Source organism: Pedobacter faecalis (genome assembly GCF_030182585.1).
Classification (GTDB): Bacteria; Bacteroidota; Bacteroidia; order Sphingobacteriales; family Sphingobacteriaceae; genus Pedobacter; species Pedobacter faecalis.
Window position 1 is genome coordinate 2,756,050 of sequence record NZ_JARXOW010000001.1, and the last position, 21,442, is coordinate 2,777,491.

Annotated in this window: 22 protein-coding genes; 12 read left to right on the forward strand and 10 right to left on the reverse strand. The window is 46.8% G+C overall.

The features are described 5' to 3' along the window. Positions 1-23: 23 nt before the first annotated feature. The 3 genes from QEP07_RS12515 to QEP07_RS12525 are packed head-to-tail and all read left to right on the forward strand — an operon-like array spanning position 24 to position 4,284. A complete protein-coding gene (locus tag QEP07_RS12515) occupies positions 24-1,916 on the forward strand; it encodes a S9 family peptidase (protein WP_285010472.1) in 1,893 nt (630 codons plus the stop codon). Positions 1,917-1,924: 8 nt separating this feature from the next. Then, complete coding sequence (locus QEP07_RS12520) at positions 1,925-3,592, forward strand: sensor histidine kinase (RefSeq protein WP_285010474.1); 1,668 nt, start codon at positions 1,925-1,927, stop codon at positions 3,590-3,592. 5 nt (positions 3,593-3,597) lie between these two features. Then, entirely contained in the window at positions 3,598-4,284 is a 687-nt protein-coding gene (locus QEP07_RS12525; protein ID WP_256002047.1) for a response regulator transcription factor, read from the forward strand. 2 nt (positions 4,285-4,286) lie between these two features. Here QEP07_RS12525 and QEP07_RS12530 read toward each other — a convergent pair whose 3' ends face one another. Genes QEP07_RS12530 through QEP07_RS12550 form a run of 5 tightly spaced genes read right to left on the reverse strand, consistent with a single transcriptional unit; the run spans position 4,287 to position 9,992 of the window. Beyond that, on the reverse strand, positions 4,287-5,180 hold the full coding sequence (locus tag QEP07_RS12530; protein WP_285010475.1) for a UbiA prenyltransferase family protein: 894 nt from the start codon (positions 5,178-5,180) through the stop codon (positions 4,287-4,289). A 21-nt stretch (positions 5,181-5,201) separates the two neighbouring features. Beyond that, positions 5,202-6,473 carry a metallophosphoesterase gene (locus QEP07_RS12535; RefSeq protein WP_285010477.1) on the reverse strand — a complete coding sequence of 424 codons (1,272 nt, stop codon included), beginning with the start codon at positions 6,471-6,473 and terminating at the stop codon, positions 5,202-5,204. Positions 6,474-6,483: 10 nt separating this feature from the next. Continuing rightward, positions 6,484-7,980, reverse strand: coding sequence for a sigma 54-interacting transcriptional regulator (locus tag QEP07_RS12540; protein WP_285010479.1), 1,497 nt, complete (start codon positions 7,978-7,980; stop codon positions 6,484-6,486). Between the two features lie 9 nt (positions 7,981-7,989). Then, positions 7,990-9,084: a vWA domain-containing protein gene (locus QEP07_RS12545; protein WP_256002043.1), complete on the reverse strand. Its 1,095-nt coding sequence runs from the start codon at positions 9,082-9,084 to the stop codon at positions 7,990-7,992. A 26-nt stretch (positions 9,085-9,110) separates the two neighbouring features. Beyond that, positions 9,111-9,992 carry a cupin-like domain-containing protein gene (locus tag QEP07_RS12550; protein WP_285010480.1) on the reverse strand — a complete coding sequence of 294 codons (882 nt, stop codon included), beginning with the start codon at positions 9,990-9,992 and terminating at the stop codon, positions 9,111-9,113. Between the two features lie 135 nt (positions 9,993-10,127). On the opposite strand from QEP07_RS12550, the gene QEP07_RS12555 reads away from it, so the two are divergent. Both QEP07_RS12555 and QEP07_RS12560 read left to right on the forward strand, forming a co-directional pair. Beyond that, positions 10,128-11,624, forward strand: a complete 1,497-nt coding sequence (locus QEP07_RS12555) for a DUF1800 domain-containing protein (RefSeq protein WP_285010481.1) — start codon at positions 10,128-10,130, stop codon at positions 11,622-11,624. A 7-nt stretch (positions 11,625-11,631) separates the two neighbouring features. Further along, positions 11,632-12,894: a DUF1501 domain-containing protein gene (locus tag QEP07_RS12560; RefSeq protein WP_285010484.1), complete on the forward strand. Its 1,263-nt coding sequence runs from the start codon at positions 11,632-11,634 to the stop codon at positions 12,892-12,894. Here QEP07_RS12560 and hemW read toward each other — a convergent pair. Continuing rightward, entirely contained in the window at positions 12,891-14,030 is a 1,140-nt protein-coding gene (gene hemW, locus QEP07_RS12565) for a radical SAM family heme chaperone HemW (RefSeq protein WP_285010487.1), read from the reverse strand. The genes QEP07_RS12560 and hemW overlap by 4 nt on opposite strands. Before the next feature lie 139 nt (positions 14,031-14,169). Here hemW and QEP07_RS12570 point away from each other — a divergent pair, with 139 nt between their 5' ends. Together QEP07_RS12570 and QEP07_RS12575 are read left to right on the forward strand one after the other, a co-directional pair. Next, on the forward strand, positions 14,170-14,640 hold the full coding sequence (locus QEP07_RS12570) for a hypothetical protein (protein WP_285010489.1): 471 nt from the start codon (positions 14,170-14,172) through the stop codon (positions 14,638-14,640). Positions 14,641-14,702: 62 nt separating this feature from the next. Then, a complete protein-coding gene (locus QEP07_RS12575; RefSeq protein WP_285010490.1) occupies positions 14,703-15,761 on the forward strand; it encodes a TlpA family protein disulfide reductase in 1,059 nt (352 codons plus the stop codon). Between the two features lie 5 nt (positions 15,762-15,766). Here QEP07_RS12575 and QEP07_RS12580 read toward each other — a convergent pair whose 3' ends face one another. Continuing rightward, a complete protein-coding gene (locus QEP07_RS12580; protein ID WP_285010492.1) occupies positions 15,767-16,150 on the reverse strand; it encodes a hypothetical protein in 384 nt (127 codons plus the stop codon). A gap of 50 nt (positions 16,151-16,200) precedes the next feature. Here QEP07_RS12580 and QEP07_RS12585 point away from each other — a divergent pair, with 50 nt between their 5' ends. Continuing rightward, positions 16,201-16,422 carry a hypothetical protein gene (locus tag QEP07_RS12585; protein WP_285010493.1) on the forward strand — a complete coding sequence of 74 codons (222 nt, stop codon included), beginning with the start codon at positions 16,201-16,203 and terminating at the stop codon, positions 16,420-16,422. Between the two features lie 8 nt (positions 16,423-16,430). On the opposite strand, the gene QEP07_RS12590 is transcribed toward QEP07_RS12585, so the two are convergent. Continuing rightward, positions 16,431-16,769 carry a DUF4180 domain-containing protein gene (locus QEP07_RS12590; RefSeq protein ID WP_285010495.1) on the reverse strand — a complete coding sequence of 113 codons (339 nt, stop codon included), beginning with the start codon at positions 16,767-16,769 and terminating at the stop codon, positions 16,431-16,433. A 124-nt stretch (positions 16,770-16,893) separates the two neighbouring features. Here QEP07_RS12590 and QEP07_RS12595 point away from each other — a divergent pair, with 124 nt between their 5' ends. After that, entirely contained in the window at positions 16,894-18,303 is a 1,410-nt protein-coding gene (locus tag QEP07_RS12595) for a TlpA family protein disulfide reductase (protein ID WP_285010496.1), read from the forward strand. A gap of 29 nt (positions 18,304-18,332) precedes the next feature. Then, complete coding sequence (locus QEP07_RS12600) at positions 18,333-19,058, forward strand: hypothetical protein (protein ID WP_285010497.1); 726 nt, start codon at positions 18,333-18,335, stop codon at positions 19,056-19,058. Between the two features lie 207 nt (positions 19,059-19,265). On the opposite strand, the gene QEP07_RS12605 is transcribed toward QEP07_RS12600, so the two are convergent. Together QEP07_RS12605 and QEP07_RS12610 are read right to left on the reverse strand one after the other, a co-directional pair. After that, on the reverse strand, positions 19,266-19,469 hold the full coding sequence (locus tag QEP07_RS12605) for a helix-turn-helix transcriptional regulator (protein ID WP_285010498.1): 204 nt from the start codon (positions 19,467-19,469) through the stop codon (positions 19,266-19,268). A 9-nt stretch (positions 19,470-19,478) separates the two neighbouring features. Beyond that, positions 19,479-19,922 carry a hypothetical protein gene (locus QEP07_RS12610; protein WP_285010499.1) on the reverse strand — a complete coding sequence of 148 codons (444 nt, stop codon included), beginning with the start codon at positions 19,920-19,922 and terminating at the stop codon, positions 19,479-19,481. A 109-nt stretch (positions 19,923-20,031) separates the two neighbouring features. Between QEP07_RS12610 and QEP07_RS12615 the strand changes: the two genes are divergently transcribed. Both QEP07_RS12615 and QEP07_RS12620 read left to right on the forward strand, forming a co-directional pair. Then, complete coding sequence (locus QEP07_RS12615) at positions 20,032-20,658, forward strand: FMN-binding negative transcriptional regulator (protein ID WP_285010501.1); 627 nt, start codon at positions 20,032-20,034, stop codon at positions 20,656-20,658. A gap of 4 nt (positions 20,659-20,662) precedes the next feature. Next, positions 20,663-21,094 carry a hypothetical protein gene (locus tag QEP07_RS12620; RefSeq protein ID WP_285010503.1) on the forward strand — a complete coding sequence of 144 codons (432 nt, stop codon included), beginning with the start codon at positions 20,663-20,665 and terminating at the stop codon, positions 21,092-21,094. The last annotated feature ends 348 nt before the right edge of the window (positions 21,095-21,442 follow it).

Consider the following 21,442-nt stretch of genomic DNA (forward strand, 5'->3'; position numbering starts at 1 on the left):
CGTAGTTTTGTCGGGCAGAAAGTATGAGCAATCTGAAAAAATATATCTTATTGGTCCTGGCGGTATTTGCCATAGGCTGCCAGCAAAGGCAGGAGATGGAAAGGTTGCCGGTCGACGCCTTTTTTAAGGCGCAGGACAGGACCAGCTACCGGATATCACCGGATGGGCTCAACCTGGCTTACCTCAAGCTGGAAAACAGAAATCAGAATCTGTACGTGGAAGACATCCAGACAGGCAAGGCCAGGAAAATCACCAACCTGAAGGATAGGGATATCGGATTTTACTTTTGGGTGGACCAGGACGAGCTGATCTATTTCAAGCAAACCGACCCGCTAAAGAAATTGTCTGATATTTTCATCGTCAACAAGGACGGAAAAGACACGCGCCAGCTTACCAGCAACGAGCGTGGGCAGATCAAAATTTTGGAAGACCAGCTCATCGACGACCAGTATATCCTGATCTCGTCCAACAAACGCGATTCAACAGTTTTTGATGTTTACCGCCTCAATGTGCGTAGCGGCACTATGGAAATGGCCGCCCAAAACCCGGGAAACATTACAAGCTGGACTACAGATGCCGAGGGGAAGCTCCGCCTGGCCACAAGCAGCGACGGGATTAACGAAACCCTGCTGTACCGGGAAAGTGAGCAGAGCAGTTTTAAACCAGTAATTACCAATAACTTCAAAACAGCCTTCAGGCCGGTAGCCTTTGCCTTCGGAAGTTCCCACGTTGTATACGCCATTTCCAGCATAAACCGCGATAAAAGTGCTTTGGTAGAATTCGATTGCCGTACAGGCAAAGAGATCCGGCAGGTGTTTGCCAGCGACACACTGAATATCACCGACGCCCAATACTCCCGGAAAAAACGGAAGATCGCCTTCGTGGTGTATCAAACCTGGAAAAAGGAAAAGCATTACCTCGACGATTCTGTGAAGGCACTTTATCAAAAACTCGACAAGTTGCTTCCTGGAACTGAGACCAGGATCATTGACCGCGACGAGGCCGAGTCTGTTTATATTGTACGAACGTTTACCGACCGAAATCCAGGCGCTTATTACCTGTATTTTGAGAACGCCAACAAGCTCCGGAAACTGAGTGATTTTAACCCGGCCATACGCGAGGCTATTATGTGCGATATGAAGCCTGTAAGTTTTCTGGCGCGCGACGGCATGAAGATCAACGGTTATCTGACGCTCCCTTCAGGCGGGGCGTCGCAGAATTTGCCGGTGGTCGTCCTTCCGCACGACGGTCCCGTACGTCGTGATCTCTGGGGCTACGATCCGGAGGTGCAGTTTCTGGCCAACAGGGGTTACGCCGTGTTTCAGATCAATTACCGGGGCTCTTCCGGCTACGGCAAGGAATTTATGTCGGCCGGCTTTAAGGAATGGGGCGGCAAAGTGCAGAACGACGTTACCGATGGGGTAAACTGGCTTATAGATCAAAAGATTGCCGACCCGCGCAGGGTTGGGATATACGGAACCGGTTTCGGCGGATACATCGCGCTCAGTGCCGTCTGTTCGGAACCGGAGCTTTTTACCTGTGCGGCATCCAATTCAGGCGTTATCAACCTGTTTACCTTTCTTAAATCCATCCCGCCGTATCTGAAGCCTAATCTGCAGATGTTTTACGAAGTGTTTGGCAATCCGCTAACCGATGTAGACAAGATGAGGCATACCTCGCCATTGTTTCAAACCGAGCGCATCAACATCCCGGTATTTATTGCACAGGACGTTAAAGATCCGAACAACAATACCAGTGAAACTGTTCAGTTCGTCCGCAACCTTCAAAAGCGCAAAGTCAGTGTTACCTATCTGGAAAACGAAGGGAATGTTCATCACGGCAAAGACGACACAAACCGGCAGCGTTATTACCATGCGCTCGAACAATTTCTGGAAGTTAACCTGAAAAAGAAGTAACTTAGGTAATGTCTTCAGACAAAAAGAGCGGCTACCGGAAGAATTTTTCGCTGATCATCACCTTCATCATCCTGATGATGGTCTTGTTCATCCTCTCGCTGTTCCTTGCGTACAGGTTCAGTACCAAGATCATAGAGAATGAGTTTGCTTCCGAGAAGGTTAATGTCCTGGAAGAAAGCATAAAAGCATATAACGATTTCTTCCAGAAAAAGCTTCCCGAGGTTTCTTATTATAACGGCTATCTCGATTCTGCCACGGCCTCCCACTTTGTGGATACGGTATTGCTGGAATATCCCTTCGTGTCTAAGGTCATCTTTTACGATTCGGAGGTGCGCAATACGCCGGTAAGCGACGGCTTAAACACCGGGCGGTTTTCCTTCGGCCCCAAGCGCATCTATCAGTTTGGCAGCCTGGTACCGGCCGATTCTGTCCTGCTTTTTTCTACCGACCATACGCGCAACTTTATTGCTGGTGATGACTTTAACCAGCTGGCACTTAAACTGGCGGCCTATGTAGAAAGCCTGGATACGACTAGTATGCCCAGTCAGGAGGAACTGTTTAGTAATTTCAGCATTGTGCGGGCCAATAAGATCAGCTATCTGAACATTCCAAGGATGGAAGACCTGAAGATGTACAAACGCATGATGCGCAGGCGCCTGGAACCACAGCCGGTGTACCAGCAGGACATGCTGAGCTTCCAGCTCGACCCTTATAAGATACGGATCGCCAATACCCGCCCGCACCTGTATCAGCACGTTAGAATTGAGCCGCTTACTTACGATCCGCTCGATACCTCTATATCCTACGTCTCTACGGAAATTGCTCTTCCCGGGCCTTTTTCGGACTATAAGCTTTACCTAATCTCTTCGCAGTCTTTCATCGACAAAGAAATATTCAATTATTTTTTGCCGATTGCCATTGGGATACTCCTCTTTTACGGCATTGTGGTGCTGGTGGCCTTCCTCATCTACCGCAACCTGAACATCAACCAGAAAATGTTTAAACTGCAGTACGATTTCGTAAACAACCTGACGCATGAATTTAAGACGCCGGTGAGCGTCATTAAGATTGCCGGCAATAACATAAAAAGCGCAGCGGCACTTTCGCAGCGTGAGCTGTCGCATTACGGAAAGATACTCGACGAAGAAGCTGACAAGCTGAACGGCTTAATGAACAAGCTGCTGGCTTTCACCCAAATCGAGAACCGCGCTATTAAGCTTAATCAGGACCTGATCAATATTGAGGAGTTCATCTCAGGTACCGTCGAATCGCATAAGCTCAAGCACCCTGACTTCGAATTTACCTACGAGGTGTCTGGCTTCAAGACCATTATTACCGATCCGGTTTTGCTGGGAAGTTTGTTCGATAACCTGGCCGAAAACGCGTATAAGTACTCGCCGCCCAACCGTAAAAAGCTGCACGTGAGTGCTATGCTTGTCAAGGGAAAAGCGGTGTTCAGGTTTGCCGATCAGGGTATCGGTATACCTGCTTCCGAAATAAATAATATCTTTAAGAAGTTTTTCCGGATACAGAACCAATATAACCAGAACGGCAGCGTAGGCCTGGGGCTGGCTTTCTGTAAGGAACTGGTCAACTTTATGGGCGGAGAGGTCAGCGTGAAAAGCCGGGTCGACAAAGGAACTGAATTTAAAATTGTATTACCATATCATGATTAAATTGTATGTCAAAAGGGGTTAAAATACTAATTGTTGAAGATGATGAAAATCTTAGATTTCTGGTGGCGCACCGTCTGAAAGCTGAAGACTATGACATACTGGAAGTGGGAGATGGGGAAACGGCAGAAAAGGTCATCCTTGAAGAAAAGCCTGATATCGTGCTGCTCGACTGGATGCTGCCAGGTAAGCAGGGTGCAGACGTATGTGAGTCTGTGCGCCGACAGGGCTTCGATAACCTGATCATTATGATGACGGCCAAAGCCCAGGATGTAGACAAAATAGATGCTTATAACGTTGGCGTGTCAGACTATGTCACCAAGCCTTTCAATATGGATGTGCTGGTGGCCATGCTCGACAACAAGGTAAAGTACATTTTAAATAGCGACCGTACAGAAGTGCACCGTTTCGGCGATATGGAGCATCAGCCTAATATCCATACGCTGTTCAGGAATGGTAGAAAGATCGAGCTTACCATCCTCGAGAACCGGATATTGCTGTATTTCCTGCGGAATCCAAACAAGGTCATTAACCGAGACGAGCTCATGCTGGTGGTATGGGGCTATAACTCCGACGTAAATACCAGGACACTCGATATGCACATTGTACGCCTGCGTAAAAAAATAGAAGAAAACCCGGATAACCCGCAGCTGCTGCAAACCGTGCGCGGTGTGGGCTATCGTTTCAATCCATAATACTAACCCACGACGGTTGTGATGTAGCCCGAAGCTAGCAGCATAAGATATTGCAGCAGCATGGTGCCATCAAGCCAGAGGAAATAGTAATACTCGTTTTTTCTGATCCCCGAATGAAAAATGAGCCATCCGGTAACGATCAGCGTAGCGCTTAGTGCAAGCACATCGCTGGTTGTTGCCTGATTAAATAAAAGCAGAAATAAGAGGTAGCCTACCAGCAGGACCTGGCAAAAGATATAGGCCTTGCGTTCACCCAACATCACCGGAATAGTTTTAAGCTCATACAATTTGTCCTGGAACAAGTCCCTGATATCAAAAGGTACTGTTATGGCCGCTACAAACAGGAAGCGCTTGGCGACCAGCAACAACGCGTCTACGGTCGAAATGTTGATCTGGTGATTGTGCTCCATCTCCACAATCGGGAGCAGTACCGTGCCGGCCGACCACACAAAGGCGATTAAAAATAGCTTAATGCCCGGAATATTGCGCAGACCGATCTTCTGGTGATTAAGCGTAAGGAAGGGGAGGCTGTAGCCCACCGCCAGAACCCCTATAAAGATCATGAGCAACTGGCCTTCAATACTCAGGTACCAAAGAAACAACGGGATAAGGCAAAGTCCCGCGATGAGGGTAATGGAAATGATCAGGCGGTAATGCGAGAAGATCCACCTCACACGCAGATAGGGCGAATGCGACGGGTTCTTCGGTTTGGAAAGTACCATGCTGAAATTATACTGGCTTATCGTGGCAAAAAACAAAAAGGCCAGGATATAGATATCTGGCGTTGCGTTCAGCAAATGATAAGTTACCAATCCCTGCGCCACTGCGCAAATGGCAATGAACAGATTCGAAAAGAGCAGAAAATCGAGTACAGGCTGGAGTACTTTTTTCATCATACGTTCTGCCTTAACAGGCCATTATGCCTTGCGGGTCAACTCAAATATCGTGATTTCAGGCAAAATACCAACTCTTCCCGGATAGCCCAGGAAGCCGTATCCTACGTTCACATACAATTGCTGCTCAGCTTCACGGTATAAACCCGCCCATTCCTTATAGATATACTGGACGGGGCTCCACTGAAAACTTTCCGTTTGCACGCCAAACTGCATCCCGTGTGTGTGACCGCTGAACATCGCATCGATCTGCGGATAGCCGCCGATCACCTGTCCCCGCCAATGCGACGGATCATGCGAAAGCAGAAGCTTCACCGGCAGGTCGTCCGTGTCCTTAACTGCCAGATCCATTTTGCCGTATTTCGGGAAACGCCCCATACCCCAGTTTTCAATACCTAGAATTCCAATCTCAGCGCCATCTACTTTGATCCGCCGGTGCTCGTTCATCAGCAGGTCCCAACCCATAAGCTCGTGGGTTTTTATCAAATCCTGTAGATTCTTCGCTTTTGCGGCAGAAGGCTCCCGCCCGTAAAAGTAGTCCCCATAGTCATGATTGCCCAATACCGAATACACGCCCAGCGGTGCGTTCAGTTTGCTGAAAATATCCTGGTAGTCGCGCATTTCACTGGCTACATTATTCACCAGGTCGCCCGTGAAAAAGATCAGGTCCGGTTTCTCAGCCATCAGCATTTCCACGCCCCCGCGCACAGCCCGCTGGTTATAAAAACTTCCCGAGTGTATGTCAGACACCTGGGCCAGTTTCATGCCCTCAAAGGCAGAAGGGAGATTCGGCAACACCAGTCTCCTGCGCTTAACCCGGTAATCGTAGGCACCACTTGCAATGCCCCAGGTCAGCGAAGTCAGCGGAATAGCCGCAGTGATCAGTCCCGCTTTAATAATGAATTCCGATCGACTGATGCCTTTTTGCGCAGGGTCAGTGCCTGCAGGTGTCACCGCAGCTGTGTCGACAGGCCTGGCCCGTTTTCTAGCCGTTAAAGCAATAAACCCACGTCGGAGGTCATCCACAAGCAAAAAAGGCAGCATTACGATCTTACAGGTTACAGTCAGAAAGAAGGCCACCAGTATTACCGAACGGAGCGTGAGGAACAAAGGGAGATAGATAGAAGCAAACACACCGATAACCAGCAGGCCCGTATAGCCCCACCACAAGATGGTGAACCATCGGCGGGTGGCTGGTCGCCACGATTTAAATACACTCAGTATGGCCCTGAAGCAATACAGATCGAATGCCAGCAGGAATACCGACAAGAGAAGAATAAGAGGTAAACGGCCCATCTATGCTGCGTTATCTGAAATCCGAATAATCATCCTCATCGTCCATATCCCCGGCGTTAAACAGGCTGTCGAACATATCTGCAAAGCCAAAGCCGCCTTCCAGGTAGTTTTTGTTCAATTGCGAATACTCGGCCAGGCCATGAAGTACAAACTCCATCAGCAGCAGGGTCTGATTTTCGCTCAGCTTAGGATGAAACTTTCGTACCATCGCGTTCAGGCCAGTCACCTGCATCAGGGTCTTTTTATATTTAGAAGTACTCAGCGCGTCAGAGATATCGATTGTATTCCCTTCGGTAAACCAGGCAGTGATCTCCGAATAAGGGTTGGCCGATTTGCTTTTCTTTGCTTTTTCCGGATCGGGGAAATATTTTGCAAAAAGACTTTTAATGGCTTTACCGATCAGAATGTTGGCCACCTTGGCAGGCCCTTCCAGCTCGCCCTCATAAACCAGTTCTATCTTGCCGGTTACCGCCGGAATGATCCCCGTCAGGTCAGACAGCCGCACAAACGTGTTCTTGTCCCCATTGATCAGCATCCTTCGCTCTGCCGTGCTCACCAGGTTCTCGTAGGCACTGATGGTTAGCCTGGCAGATACGCCCGACTTCTGATCGATAAATTCACTTTTTCGCGCCTCGAATGCCACCTGTTCTACCAGGTCCTTCAGCAGCCCGTCTACCTCAATCAGCCGCTGCGTATCCGTAAGCCTGGCCTCCTGGAAGGTAATCTTCTTTGAAATGCCTATGCTCTTTGGATAGTGCGTCAGGATCTGGCTTTCGATACGGTCCTTAAGCGGCGTTACAATAGAGCCGCGGTTGGTATAATCTTCCGGATTGGCGGTAAACACAAACTGCACGTCGAGCGGCAAACGCAGCTTAAAACCCCTTATCTGAATGTCTTTCTCCTGAAGCATATTAAACAGCGCCACCTGGATACGCGCCTGTAGGTCGGGCAGCTCATTGATCACAAAGATGCTGCGGTGCGCCCGCGGAATAAGTCCGAAATGGATCACCCTTTCGTCGTTATAAGTAAGCTTCAATGTAGCCGCTTTAATCGGATCCACATCCCCGATCAGGTCGGCCACCGTCACATCCGGCGTAGCCAGCTTTTCCGTGTACCGTTCGTTGCGGTGCTGCCAGCTTATAGGCGTCTCATCGCCGTGGATCATGATCTCGTGTTTCGCATACCAGGAAATAGGGTTCAGCGGATCATCAAAGATCTCACTGCCCGTCACGTATGGAATATACTCGTCGAGCAGGTTCACCATTAGCCGTGCAATACGCGTTTTTGCCTGTCCCCGTAAGCCCAGCAGCAGAATATTATGTCTCGAAAGTATAGCCGTTTGCAGTTCCGGTATCACCGTTTCGTCGTACCCCAGTATGCCCTCAAATCCGGCCTCCTTGTTCTGAAGCTGTTTGATCAGGTTCTTGCGGAGCTCGTCTTTTACAGAAAATGGCTGATATGCTGATGCCTTAAGTTGTCCGAGCGTTTTTATATGATTGTAATCCATGTAATAATCTTAGTTATAGCGCTTTCTTCTGTTATTAATGTAGTCTTCAAATATATATTCCCCCAGGCCGTTCAGCGAACTGTAAAAAGCCTTGCCTCCGTTTGTTTCGGTAAACTGGCGTACAAACTCCTGCAGATAAGGGTCTTTAGCGATCATGAAGGTCGTAATCGGAATCCTCAGGCGTTTGCACTGGGCCGCCATATTCAAGGTCTTGTTGATCACCTTACGGTCCAGCCCGATGCTGTTTTTATAATACCTCCCGTTTTCCTTCAGACAGGTCGGCTTGCCATCAGTGATCATAAAGATCTGCTTGTTATGTGTTTTCCTGCGGCGCAGCAAATCAGCCGCCAGCTCCAGACCCGCATAGGTATTGGTATGATAAGGGCCAACCTGCAGGTAAGGCAGGTCCTTCACCGTAATGGGCCAGGCATCATTGCCAAACACCACAATGTCGAGCGTATCTTTCGGATAGCGCGTACGGATCAGCTCGGCCAGGGCCATGGCTACCTTTTTTGCCGGCGTAATGCGGTCTTCCCCATAAAGGATCATGGAGTGCGAAATGTCGATCATCAGCACCGTGGAGGTCAGCGTCTTGTAGTCCCTCTCCTGCACTTCCAGATCGCGCTCCGTGAGCGTGAAATTACCGATGCCATGATTCACCTGCGCATTCTGAATGGAGGCCGTCATGTCGATCTGGTCCAGGCTGTCGCCGAAAGCAAACTCGCGGCGATCAGCATTTTTCTCTTCACCTGTGCCTGAAATGTTTGAATTGTGATTGCCCTTTCCGGCTTTCTTCAGCTTGCCAAAAATCTCTTCCAGGGCCGATTGACGGATGGTCTGTTCCGCCTTGGCAGTCATGGTCATATTACTATTCCCGTCTTCAGTGATGTAACCTTTCTCTTTCAGTTCATCAATAAAGTCGCCCATGCCATATTCGTTGTTCGTAAGCTTATACTGCTTATCCAGCTCGTTCATCCAGGCCAAGGCCTCGCCCACATCGCCCGAGGTGTAGTTGAGCAGTTGCATGAACAACTTCAGTAAATCCTCGAATCCGCCTTTGGGTGCATCATCGGGCTTAAAATCAGAAAAATGAAACCCTCTCATACACGGTCAACGGTTTTTTAGGTGATTTAATATGGCTGTTTGTTCGCGAGCGCCCGGTTTGCACGTTTAACGGCCAGTTTTTCTTTCCAGGACATATATTTTTCCCGAAAGTTCGCCTTCATAAAGTCGTCAAACTTACGCTGCAGGGTCAGGTTGTACAAGCTTTTCGCTTTTACCGCCCAGGATTTATCCCATGCACGCAGACTGATCGAAAAGGAACCGTCAAGGTATTTCATCCAGTGCCAGTATCCCGTGGGCATAAACAGCGTATCGCCATGTTCCAGGAAACCCTCCAGGCCTTTAACGCCTTTCAGTGCAGGGAACTTATCGAAGTCAGGTTTCTCCACGTCATAGTCTTCCAGTGCATAAGTTGCGTAAGGGATCTGGTACAAACGTTCCTTCCATTTATAGTCGAACAGAATAATATGTTTGCGGCCGTTAAAATGCGTGTGAAAAATATGCGCCAGGTCGATGTCGTAATGCAGGAAGGTAACAGAACCCTTACCTCCAAAGAACATATTCGGATAGCTGTCGAGGAAGCCGCCCATCAAGTCTTTCGGGGCCCGGTAGTCGTCGAGCAATCCCGGAGCATGCTTAATCGGGTCAAACAGAAATATCCTTAAATCAGTCGGCGTATTGCGGATCAGTTCAATATAGTCGGCAAACTTCATCTCAGCTGCCGAAGCATTGATCGGTTTGGAAGGGTCGGCTTTGGAGCTGTCGTACAAGGGCACGGTCTGATCGCCCACCACCGATTTCATATAATCCAGCGTCCATTTTTCATAAGCAGGCCATGACTTGCTCATGTTTTTAATGATGACCGGCTTTCTCGGATTCAGGTAGTTCTTTTCGAAATCGGCCTTCGAAATATCATCAACGATATCTATTGGAGATAAATCAAACTGCATGTTAAGACAATGTTAATAGACAAAGCTATATAAAAAACGGGTGGATGTATTGCAGCCCGGCAAAATTTAAAAATAACTGACAATTAATCTTTTCGCAATTACACGCGTCTAACTTAGGCAACGCAACAAGTATTTATGAAAGTCCAGGTAAAAGTTTTCGGTACGTTTCTCCTTCTGGTCGTGGCTGCCTTAGTGTGCTCATCCTTCACTAAGCCGGAACCGGCTAAGATCTTTTTTCCTTACAAGCGTTCGGGGCTTAACGAGCAGCAGGCTGCGGCACACCTGCTCAGCAGGTTTACCTATGGTGCCCGGCCCGGCGACGTAGATGCCCTGCTTGCTGTCGGACTTGAAAAGTGGTTCATGCAACAACTTGAAGGCGGCCTTCCCGATGATTCCCTCAATTTAAAGCTGCAGCGTTATCCCAACATCAATTTGAGCAACCAGGAAGTGGGCGATAAATTTCCGCGCAATGCAAAACTTGTCCGGATGGCGATACGTGACGGGGCTGTACATAAGGATTCGGTGAATAAGGGCGACCGAACCGAGTACCGGCGAATGCTGCAGGAGTACCGGGATAAGCACGGACTGGGAACGGAGCAGGAATTGTTCCGCGAGTTCATTAGCCAGAAAGTATTGCGCGCCAGCTATAGCAATAACCAGTTAAGAGAAATGCTTACCGACTTTTGGTTCAATCATTTCAACGTATCGCTCACTAAAGGTCAGTGCGCCGCCTACGTTCCCGCATTTGAGCGCGATGTGATCCGGCCAAATGTCACAGGCAAGTTCAGCGACCTGCTTCTGGCTACCGCCAAATCGCCCGCCATGCTGCTTTATCTTGATAATGCCACGAGTTCGGGCACAAAAGCTAAGGGTGCGCGCAAAGGTGGATTGAACGAGAACTATGCGCGCGAAGTGATGGAACTGCATACACTTGGCGTAGACGGCGGATATACGCAGAACGACGTTACCGAAACGGCACGCGTGCTCACCGGCTGGGGCGTTTCGCCAGAAGACGAATTCCGTTTTGCCGCGGCCCGGCACGATCAGGCCGAGAAGACCGTTTTAGGTAAGACCTTTGCCGCAGGGGGCGGTTATGAGGAAGGCGTGCAGTTGTTACAAATGCTGGCCAGTCAACCGGCTACTGCTAAGTTCATTTCCCATAAGATCGCGGTGCGCTTTGTTAAAGATGATCCGGATAGGAAGCTGGTCGATAAAATGGCGAAGACCTTTATGCAAAGCGGCGGTGATATCCGTCAGGTACTTATCACCATGGTAAGCGACCCCGGCTTCTGGAGCAAGGATGCGCTGCGCGAGAAGACCAAGTCGCCCTTCGAATACGCCATCAGTGCGGTAAGAACCCTTGATGCAAAAATAGAGCAGCCCTATCAGATTTATAATTGGGTAAACAGGATGGGGCAGAAGATATATTATTACCAGGCCCCTACAGGCTTTCCCGATAAGGCACAATACTGGATCAGCACAGGTGCACTGCTCAGCCGCATGAACTTTGCGCTGGCACTCACTGGCGAGCGTATCCCAGGAGTGAAGGTCAACCTCCTTGCAGCCAGCCCTTCAAAAAATGCGCGTGAGGTCGGCGTGCATATCGGTTCACCGGAGTTTCAACGCAAATAGTCAAGACATGATTTCAAGGAGAGGATTTATTAAAGGAGGTGGATTAGCCCTGTTCGGCATCAGCATCGGTGGGATACCCGGCTTTTTGGCCGAGGCCGTAGCCGGCGTGCAGGCGCCCGGATTGTTTAAGAGACGCAAGATCATGGTCTGCATTTTCCAGCGCGGCGCTATGGACGGACTTATGGCGCTTACGCCATTCAACGATCAGCATCTGAAAGCCGCCAGGCCCGGACTGTTCATGACGCCGGCAAAAGGCAGTGGCAAGTCGCTCATCGATTTGGATGGAACCTTCGGACTTCATCCCTCAATGTCGGTCTTCGAACCGCTGTTTCGCGAGAAGCGCATGGCCATGGTGCACGGCATCGGATCGCCCAATACCACACGCTCGCATTTTGATGCGCAGGATTATATGGAGTCGGGCACGCCCTTTAAAAAGGGCACATCTTCCGGCTGGCTAAACCGCGCCATCGGGCTACTCGGTCACGAGCATGCGACCCCTTTTCAGGGTGTAAGCCTGACTTCGTCGCTGCCCCGGGCCATGTATGGCGAAAAGGCTGCACTGGCCATCAGCAACCTGCAGGATTTTAAGATACAGATGCGCGGCAAACCGGCGGAGGTAAACACCACGGCAAAAAGCTTTGAGGATCTGTACGACCGCAGCACCGGTCTGCTCAAAACCACCGGAAAGGACAGCTTCGATGCCATGAAAGTTCTGCAGAAAGCCGACGTTAGAAATTATAAGCCTGCCAATAATGCTGTTTACCCAGCATCCGCATTAGGCAATTCCCTCAAGCAGATTGCCCAGCTCATTAAGCTGGATGTAGGTCTTGAAGTCGCCTTCGCAGAATCGGGCGGCTGGGACACGCACTTTAACCAGGGTAAAGACACGGGTATTTTTGCCCGGAACGTGGGCGATCTCAGTGAAAGCATTGCGGCTTTTTGGGCCGACTTAGGCACGTATCAGGACGACGTGACGGTAATGACGATGACCGAGTTTGGCCGTACCGTACACCAGAACGGAACAGGCGGAACAGATCATGGTCGCGCTTCCTGTAATTTTATACTGGGCAACAGCGTAAACGGTGGTAAAGTTCATGGATCGGTAGCTCCTCTTGCCAAAGAAAATCTGGAAGATGGAAGAGACCTTGCGGTAACCACCGATTTCCGCAGCGTATTCAGCGAGGTGGCCGACCGCCATTTGGGAATTAACAACGACAAGGTGCTGTTTCCAGACTGGAAGGGCAGCCACGTCGGCGTGATGAAAGCCTAGCAGTGATCTTCAGGCGATAAAAAGAAACCCGAAGCAATATGATCGGCAAAGAGCTTGCCCTCCGCGGAGAGCCTCAAGACTTCGTTGTCCTGCATCAACCAGCCTTTTCGCAGAAACTTTTCTGAAGTCCGTAGCGTATCCTGGTAAAACTGATCCCCGAACGCGGTGTTAACATGTGACAAATCTGTACCCCACATGGTACGAAGCGAGGTCATCATATATTCATTAAACTGATCGTATATGCTCAACTGCTCAATGGTTTCCGGTAGGTTACCCGCGTTAATTGCCTTCATGTACAACGCATTGTTGGCTATGTTCAAATAGCGCGTTTTTCCATCAAAGCCATGCGCTGAGGGACCGATACCCAGGTAAGGCACGCCCCGCCAGTAATTCGTATTGTGTACGGCATACCTGCCAGGCCTCGCAAAGTTCGATATCTCGTACTGTTGCAGACCCGCTTCCCCAAGCTTTTCAATCACGGTAAGAAACTGCGAAGCACTCTGCTCATCGCTTACAGGCACGGTAGCACCTTTTTCGATCGCCTTAGCCAGCGCAGTGCGCGGCTCCACGGTTAAGGAATAAGCCGAAACATGCGGAATTTCCAGCTCCCGAAGTTTAGCGATATTATGCAGCAGCTTGGCGTCGGTAAGCAGGGGATAGCCATAAATCAGGTCGGCGTTCAGGTTCTCAAAACCCGCATCCTGACTCCGCTTGATGCAGTCCTCCGCCTCCATGGCATTATGCGCACGGTTCATCCAGATCAGATCTTCCTCAAAAAAGGACTGAATACCAATGCTGAAGCGGTTGACCGGCAACTGCCTCAGTCCTGCGATCTTCTGCGCGTCCAGGTCATCCGGATTAGCCTCCAGTGTAACCTCCGCATCTGCTGCCACGTTATAGTTGACCAGAATCACATCAAAGATCCTTTGCAGTTGCTTAAGCGGCAACACCGAAGGTGTACCTCCGCCAAAATATATCGTGCCCACCTCTCCCGCAACCCGATCCTTTTTAATCAGCAGTTCCTTACAGATTGCATCGGTCATGTCATCCGCGTACTTCAGCGAAGTGCTGAAATGAAAATCACAGTAGGTACAGGCCTTTTTACAAAAAGGGATATGAATATAGATTCCGGGCATATCGCAACAAATTTCGCGATTTTTTGTCGCATACTCAGTATCGCGAAAACCTCGGGCTTCAAATCCATCAGTTTTCTTCAGTTTTAACGATAAGATTGTATATTGGTAAAGTTAACTTGTTAAGTCTCAGCCAACCATCATGACGCTTACCATTGTATTACTAATCGCCGCTTTCGTGCTCTTCTTTCTAGGGCGCAGACCTGTGAAGAACTATACCTCGCTGGTGTCTGTTCCTAAGGCTGATATCCTTATGCAGCTATACGATCTGAGATGTGAAACCTTTATTTCGGGTGTTCAGCGACCAGACCTTAATTTTAAAAAATGCGATCTGGTTATAACTCATTCCGCTGTGCTCGTGTTTGGCTATTCAGGGTTGATGAAGCATAAGCTGTACGTTAAACCCCTTATTTTTCATAAGGCAGAAGCTGTACCACCATACCATTCTGGTTTGCATATTGTTCCCAAGAAAATTAACCCGCACTCTATCGGGAACACCGTCTATATCATGTTTGAAGTCGCCGGCTTTATGACTGCAACGATCGACTTACGCATTTTCGATGTTCCCGAAGAGGCACGTGAAAGGATGAGCTTTCTTGAGGTTCCAGGCTAGCACACAAATCTTGGAGTTGCTACAGAGAAGTAGTAAATTAGTTAGAGACAAACCCCGAGGCTATGAAACTTAAAACCTGTTTTTTGTTATGGATGCTTTGGGCAACCGTTGCCGTCGCCCAAGTCCTTCCAACTTATCATCTCAATATAGGCGACCCTGCACCTGCAATTAAGGTTAAGCATTGGATAAAGGGCACTCCTGTTACCGCCTTTGAAAAGGAGAAGATTTATGTAATCGATTTTTGGGCCACCTGGTGCGTACCCTGTAAGATTACCATGCCCCACACGTCAAAACTGGCGGAGAAGTATAAAGACAAGGCGACGTTTCTGGCTATTGACGTCTACGAAAAGGAGGATGTCCCCATCGCAGACATAAAGAAGCTCGTAGACACGATGGGTGATAAAATGAACTTCCATGTGGGTATAGAAGAGGGCAAGTTTATGTCGAAAAACTGGCTGGATACCTCGGGAACCTATGGAATACCGACGATCTTTATCGTGAACGATGGCAGGCTAGACTGGATTGGTCACCCTAAATACCTGGACAGTGTGCTTACCAAAATTTTAAACAAAACATGGAGCCCTGAACTTGCAAGGATTAAGCTGACCGACCAACGATATCTGCGGCAACTGAATTCCGTAGCCATAGCCGAATTTCTTAGAAGAACCGACCGTATGGTGGTCGATATCCCTGGTAACACCTATAAGCGGGTCAGGACAACTCCCGATTCCATATTGATGATCCTGGATGAGATGGTGAAACATATCCCGACGCTGAAATATTATGGGAATTTTGCCTCATTCAGGTTTTCGGCATTATTAGAGACCGATCAGCGAAGGGCCATCGACTTTGCCCGTGAAGTTTTAGCTTATGAACAGGAAGATCCTTCATATTTGATATTTACAGCAAGTATTGAAGAAGAGTTTGATAAGCTGGATATGCAGGAAGATATTTACAGATTTGGCGCTGCATGTTACCAAGCATGGATAGATGAGAATCCGTATCCCGAATATGGAAACGTGCCTGTTAAGTACAAGAAAATGGCCCTAATGTACCGGCGAGCAGGCGATATTGAGAAAGCAGAAGAGGCTGACCGGAAGGCCGCGGGTGAGCTGCTGTGACAGGCTTACGAAAACACTTGAGCCGCAGGGTAAGAGTTCATATCAAATAAAAACCTGTACAAAGGGAATTTCGTGTCTGGACCACAGCCATCTTCCGAGTATGGTACACCACTCACTTGGGTATTGAATAACAGGTAATGATCAACAAAAATGTAATCAGGGAAGCAGGATAAAATGATGTTATCCAGCTTTTCGATAACATCCAAAGCTTCCCGATTTGTCTGGCTCAGGCGAGATACGGCTACGGTTCTTGCCGGATGGCCGTAATGAACAATATCCCGATACTTGATGTGCTCCTCAACGAAAAAAGTATAGCAATTGGTCAGAAGTGAAATGTTGAACGTAAGCATTACTGTGCGCTCATTACGCTCCGATTTTGTGTCAGACAAAACAATAGACCCCGTGTAACTGGGAAACTGACGAGAAAAAAATTATAGACATGCATACCGGCGAAGCTGTCGTTCAGTTGATCGCTAAGCCTGTTCACATGCTCAGGGAGCGTGTTATTCATCAGCAGAGTTATTTTGTCGCCGACGATATTCTTCACTTTCTGGAAACCTTCAAATTGCTCATTCATTATCTGAAAGCCCACCGGGTAATATTCCTGAACGGCACGAATCAGTCCAGTGAGTGGCGAAGGGCTGTCAGGCTCAATGTGTAAATGAGGGATCATAGATCAAATGATTTGACAAAATTTATTTGAATTCCTTTATTACTTTCGAAAATGAAGTCTTTCATACTCTGAGAAGTATATTTTTCGAAGTCACCGACAATAACCAGCCGCATTTTATAGTTCACAAACTTCTGTAATATCTCGCCAGCCAGACCTGTCTTCAAGTCAAAAAATTCCGGAGCGATGTTTTTTTCTGAAACCACAATACGGTCGTATCCCTGATAATACAAATCTACGAGGAGTTGAAGCGTGTCTTCTGGGTTATTAATCAGAATATCGCTGCTTACAAGTTCGGCAGTGTTGATGTTGTCTGTGTTGTGAGCGATAATTTGCATATGGCTAATATATTGAATTTTTGGAAGTGGCAGGGCAGCAACAATTGCGAGATTTTAGATAGATGAATCCGATGCAAATTTATTAAGTTTGATAAGTGACCTCAAACGCAATTAATGCTGCTCCATGAAACTGAAATTTAACTTTGTCCTTCTCTTAATATGCTTTGCATCTAATATTGCTTTGGCAGCAGATTTTATTTTGGAAGGTAAAGTCCAAAACCTGGGCGGCAAGACGTTCACAATTAATAGAATAGGCGCCTACACCAATGTTATTGAAACAGTGTCTACAGATACTGGCGGTGCCTTTTATTACCAGTCTAAGCTTTTGGGTAACGAAGCATTGACGATGGTTCTGGCAGATAAAATTTACCAGTTATATATCGAACCTGGTGATCATATCATATTTAATTACGACGCATCCTCTCAAAAACTGATTTCCCTCACTGGAATTACGCCCGAAATTTCCAAAAGATACAGGTTTGATTTCACCTACAACGGTGAGATGATATACGATGTTGCTATGTTAGCTAAAGCCGTTGACGAAAAGCAGATTTCACAAGATTCTGCATATGGAGCTTTTCAAAAAAACCTAGACAGACACGCAAAGAGAATTGACGAATCGCAGGGAGTGCTAGGTCCCAACGCGTTCAAATACTATGCTGACCTGTATTTTAGTCACCTGCTTTATATGAAGGCTACTGAGGTTAAGGATTATCAGAAGCTACGTTTCTCCAAAGTCACCAAATCGAATTTACTGTCAGAATCTGAGGATCCTATGGGAATAGTCTCCAGGAAATTAGTTGAAAACTCTGACTTTTACCGCACATACTTGAGGCACAGATTCTTTATCCGAGATTCAACGGACGACGCTCTGTATGGGAAGTATGGCGACGCAAAGAAAGCCGCTCCCTGGATAGACTATCGGAAATCCAGTAAAATAGCAGACGAGTTTATCCGGGACTGGTATCTAACATCAATTAGCATAGATGCTTTTAGAAATTACGACTTCACAGAAGCTCAAAACGTTTTGGAGAAGTCGCTTGCCGATATAAAAGATCCGCAATTTAAACGCTTATTGAGTGGTTTCAGAGATCAGGTAATCTCGACGCTTGACAATAAAATCCCGAAAGTGAAACTGATAAGTATCGACGGAAAGGAGTACGGCTTCGATTCGTTCGAGGGGAAAGTAATTTATGTCACTTTTTGGGCTACCAGCTGTGCACCATGCCTAAAAGAATTTGAGCTGCACCGTCCGGCGTTCAATGCCTGGTTCGCGAACGAGTCAGACCTTGCCGTTGTAAATGTCTGTCTGGATGCAGATATTTCAACATGGCGTAAGCTTATTGATAAGTATGGCATCAGTGGCGTAAATGTTCGGGGAACCTATGAAGAAATTTCTCCTAAGTTTCAAGTGCATTCCATCCCGCGGTACATGATTGTTGACAAAAAAGGCAAGATACGAGAATATTCTGCGGCGTCTTCAAAAGACTTGCTCAAAGATAACGGCATAATCGAGCAGTTGTTACGAGAGTAGTGCTGATGGCTGTAAAAATTAAGTTAACTATGAAAAATTTATTTTGCTACCTAATTGTTCTGTTGTCAATTCAATTACCTGCACAACAAAAATCTTTTGGAACTCAGGTGTCTTCTGTGTATGCAAACGTTGATAAGTTGGAGTTAACTATAAAAGGAGGAGGGCTTAGCGATCATTACACTAAATTTGAGATTTCAAATAAAAGAGGCAAGTGGTATGCAACCAAGCAAATAGTTAGGAATGCCTCGGCTAATATTGTCACTGAGCCAGGCTCTCGTGAAATACCCGCCGATAGCGTAAAACGTATGATTCATCATATTCTCAATTCAAAAGAGGATATAGACATTAAATTATTCAATTTACAGCGCGACAGTTTAATCAAATACTTTAATCTGTCGGCATTTGCAACTAGTCAGAACGCCCGAGAGAAATTTATCAGCCGCATAGATAATCCTGTTATTTTGAAAAGTGCATTGACCGCTGTTTTTACTCAACGCTTCATGGATGACAATCACACATATTCAATATCGGTGAGTTTCTCAAACGGCCAAAATCTCCAAATAATGTCAACGTCATCCGACAATCCCTTTAATTTGCCGTGGATCAATGACGGTAAAAGCCTCTACAATCCAAATATCATACTTAGCTTCGACTACTTGGCTGGACAGGAGGCATTCAAGCGACGTAAATCTTGGCTTTACAGAGCCCTTGTCCGGCAGTTATCCAGACTAGCAGTCTTGGATATCAATCAATAAAAAACAAAGTAATTCCAATATCGGAAATAGTAGACAAGATGCTACCGGGTGTCCACCAAATCCGGGATTAATCTGGGTTTTGTTCGGGAATAGTCCACAAAAGGTACCGTTTTTGCGAACAAACCCCGGACTATTCCCGAAGAAATGTTGGACCAGGTCATACCAAGATAAGGCACACTAATCCTGGTTACCTGACATTCTTGAGTGTTACAAATCGCCTTCTTCCAGTTGAAAAACTTCTTCTACCGCCACCCCAAACACCGCAGCTATCTTTAAAGCAAGTACTGTAGACGGAATATACTTGCCCGATTCCAATGTATTGATCGTTTGCCGTGATACCTGCACCAGGTCTGCAAGTTCGGCTTGGGTGATGTTCTTTATTGCCCGTTGAATTCTTATCGTATTTTTCATTAAAGAGGTTTAGATTTCTTTGACAAGATTTCTGTTCAAGACATACAAGCAATAGTAAAACCTTGCAATGAAGACAATTAAAGTGGTGATTACGTTGTAAGTCATAATAAATAAGAATCCTAAACCATAGGTGGCAAAAATTACGACCAATACGATAACGTAATTTACAATAGCCGCCCATTGCCAGGACTCTAATCTTATTTTTCTGATAAGTTCATCTTCATGCTCTTGCCTGGCAAGTGAGATCATCAACAGAGACACAATAATTCCGGCGAATGCGAATTCGTCAGTCAGATTGTAATCCGCGGAGCCGTTGTCTTCCGGATAATATATCTGGAATCCCGGTATTGAAAAGCCATAGAAGTGCGTTGCAATGGAAAGCGCCAGAAAACACAGGAAGCCAATCCAGCCTATGGCTTTAAACTTTGCGGGTAGGAGAAATTGATTTTTCATATCATATTTGTTTTACCAAATGTAAAAGATATATTTCATAATGTCAAAAAAACTTTACTTATTATGACGGGGTTATTTTTTATTTTAGATACATCTAAATTTCAATGCTATGTATGTAGCCAAACTCAATCAGATATCAGATCAGGAAGAAATCGTGTCGTTCATGAAGCGCTTTACCTTCGCGACAATCATTTCTGCCATTGGTCAGGTCCCGCAGGCTACGCACCTCCCTTTTACTGTTGTGTACAAGGATGGGATTATTACATTACACGCTCACTTCGCCAAGGCCAACCCGCAGTGGAAGAATATCGAAGATCAAAAGGTACTCGTGGTTTTTGCTGAGCCGCATGCTTACATATCACCGAAGCATTACGATAAGTTTGAAAGTGTTCCAACCTGGAATTATTATGCTGTACACGCTTATGGCGATTGCGTTCTGGTGCAGGATCGTGCTGAAGCACTCCGTTCGTTGGAAGATATGATCATGATCTATGAAGCGGAGTATAAAAGCCATTGGGACTCTTTGTCGGATAGCTTCAAGGATAAAATGTTAAATGGCATCGTGGCATTTAGTGTAAAGGTAACCGAGATTCAGGCCAGCCAAAAGATGAGTCAGAATAAGACCGTTGAAGAACAGAAGCGAATCATTGATACGCTGCAGGCTAGTGATCTAAGCTCGGAAAAGGCGATGGGGGAGTATATGGCATTGAATCTTGAGAAGAAGATAGGGAGCTAATCATATGGTCAATAAACTGTTCTACATCGTATATAACAGCTATTACAAACATGGCAATTACAAGCGCGATATCCCGGCACTTACGGTAGGAGGGATATTTGGTGCAGTAGTCTTTTCATTTTTTCTGACCATTCATTTTATGTTCTTTTATGAGAAAGACGAGGGCAAAGAGATGATTTCCTGGCTCGGTTGCAGCAAAGGTGGACTTATTTTTCACTTGATGTTCATTGCGGCCATGCTGATCACGTACTTCAGATTCTTTTGGCGCAATACACATAAAGCGATCTACGAGCAATTTAAGGGAGATGAGTACCTTAATTCTCGTAAGGCTAAGTTCATAGGGTTTGCGGTCGTTCTGTTTTTTATACTACTGCCAATACTCTACGCCATAATAAAAGCGTACTTTCTGTATGGTTCACTGTATATTGCAGCCTAATCTTGTGAGTGTAAGCATAAATATATCAGATATTTAGCGTCTACGGATGGCGGGTCATCTGAGTTTTCGTCGTGAGGGCAATATGGTGAGCCCATAGCAGCAGGTCTCGAGACGCGCTATCATAATTTGATAGCCTCTTCTTAACAACCTGAAGCCTTCGGGGTAGTTTTTATTATTTTACGGTATCCTGCTTTGCTGCAAGAACAAATCTGCCGACCTTTGGATCATCAAGATCGATGAACCTGACGTTGGGTTTTCTCGAGCATGTAGGTTCCTTAATTTAGCTATATTAACTGGCGTAACCATTAAAACATATCCACATGAATAAACGCTTTTTACTCTTCGCAG

Coding starts and splice junctions, on each gene's coding strand:
- QEP07_RS12515 (WP_285010472.1), top strand. CDS start 24: ATGAGCAATCTGAAAAAATATATCTTATTGGTCCTGGCGGTATTTGCC.
- QEP07_RS12520 (WP_285010474.1), top strand. CDS start 1,925: ATGTCTTCAGACAAAAAGAGCGGCTACCGGAAGAATTTTTCGCTGATC.
- QEP07_RS12525 (WP_256002047.1), top strand. CDS start 3,598: ATGTCAAAAGGGGTTAAAATACTAATTGTTGAAGATGATGAAAATCTT.
- QEP07_RS12530 (WP_285010475.1), bottom strand. CDS start 5,180: ATGATGAAAAAAGTACTCCAGCCTGTACTCGATTTTCTGCTCTTTTCG.
- QEP07_RS12535 (WP_285010477.1), bottom strand. CDS start 6,473: ATGGGCCGTTTACCTCTTATTCTTCTCTTGTCGGTATTCCTGCTGGCA.
- QEP07_RS12540 (WP_285010479.1), bottom strand. CDS start 7,980: ATGGATTACAATCATATAAAAACGCTCGGACAACTTAAGGCATCAGCA.
- QEP07_RS12545 (WP_256002043.1), bottom strand. CDS start 9,084: ATGAGAGGGTTTCATTTTTCTGATTTTAAGCCCGATGATGCACCCAAA.
- QEP07_RS12550 (WP_285010480.1), bottom strand. CDS start 9,992: ATGCAGTTTGATTTATCTCCAATAGATATCGTTGATGATATTTCGAAG.
- QEP07_RS12555 (WP_285010481.1), top strand. CDS start 10,128: ATGAAAGTCCAGGTAAAAGTTTTCGGTACGTTTCTCCTTCTGGTCGTG.
- QEP07_RS12560 (WP_285010484.1), top strand. CDS start 11,632: ATGATTTCAAGGAGAGGATTTATTAAAGGAGGTGGATTAGCCCTGTTC.
- hemW (WP_285010487.1), bottom strand. CDS start 14,030: ATGCCCGGAATCTATATTCATATCCCTTTTTGTAAAAAGGCCTGTACC.
- QEP07_RS12570 (WP_285010489.1), top strand. CDS start 14,170: ATGACGCTTACCATTGTATTACTAATCGCCGCTTTCGTGCTCTTCTTT.
- QEP07_RS12575 (WP_285010490.1), top strand. CDS start 14,703: ATGAAACTTAAAACCTGTTTTTTGTTATGGATGCTTTGGGCAACCGTT.
- QEP07_RS12585 (WP_285010493.1), top strand. CDS start 16,201: ATGCATACCGGCGAAGCTGTCGTTCAGTTGATCGCTAAGCCTGTTCAC.
- QEP07_RS12590 (WP_285010495.1), bottom strand. CDS start 16,769: ATGCAAATTATCGCTCACAACACAGACAACATCAACACTGCCGAACTT.
- QEP07_RS12595 (WP_285010496.1), top strand. CDS start 16,894: ATGAAACTGAAATTTAACTTTGTCCTTCTCTTAATATGCTTTGCATCT.
- QEP07_RS12600 (WP_285010497.1), top strand. CDS start 18,333: ATGAAAAATTTATTTTGCTACCTAATTGTTCTGTTGTCAATTCAATTA.
- QEP07_RS12605 (WP_285010498.1), bottom strand. CDS start 19,469: ATGAAAAATACGATAAGAATTCAACGGGCAATAAAGAACATCACCCAA.
- QEP07_RS12610 (WP_285010499.1), bottom strand. CDS start 19,922: ATGAAAAATCAATTTCTCCTACCCGCAAAGTTTAAAGCCATAGGCTGG.
- QEP07_RS12615 (WP_285010501.1), top strand. CDS start 20,032: ATGTATGTAGCCAAACTCAATCAGATATCAGATCAGGAAGAAATCGTG.
- QEP07_RS12620 (WP_285010503.1), top strand. CDS start 20,663: ATGGTCAATAAACTGTTCTACATCGTATATAACAGCTATTACAAACAT.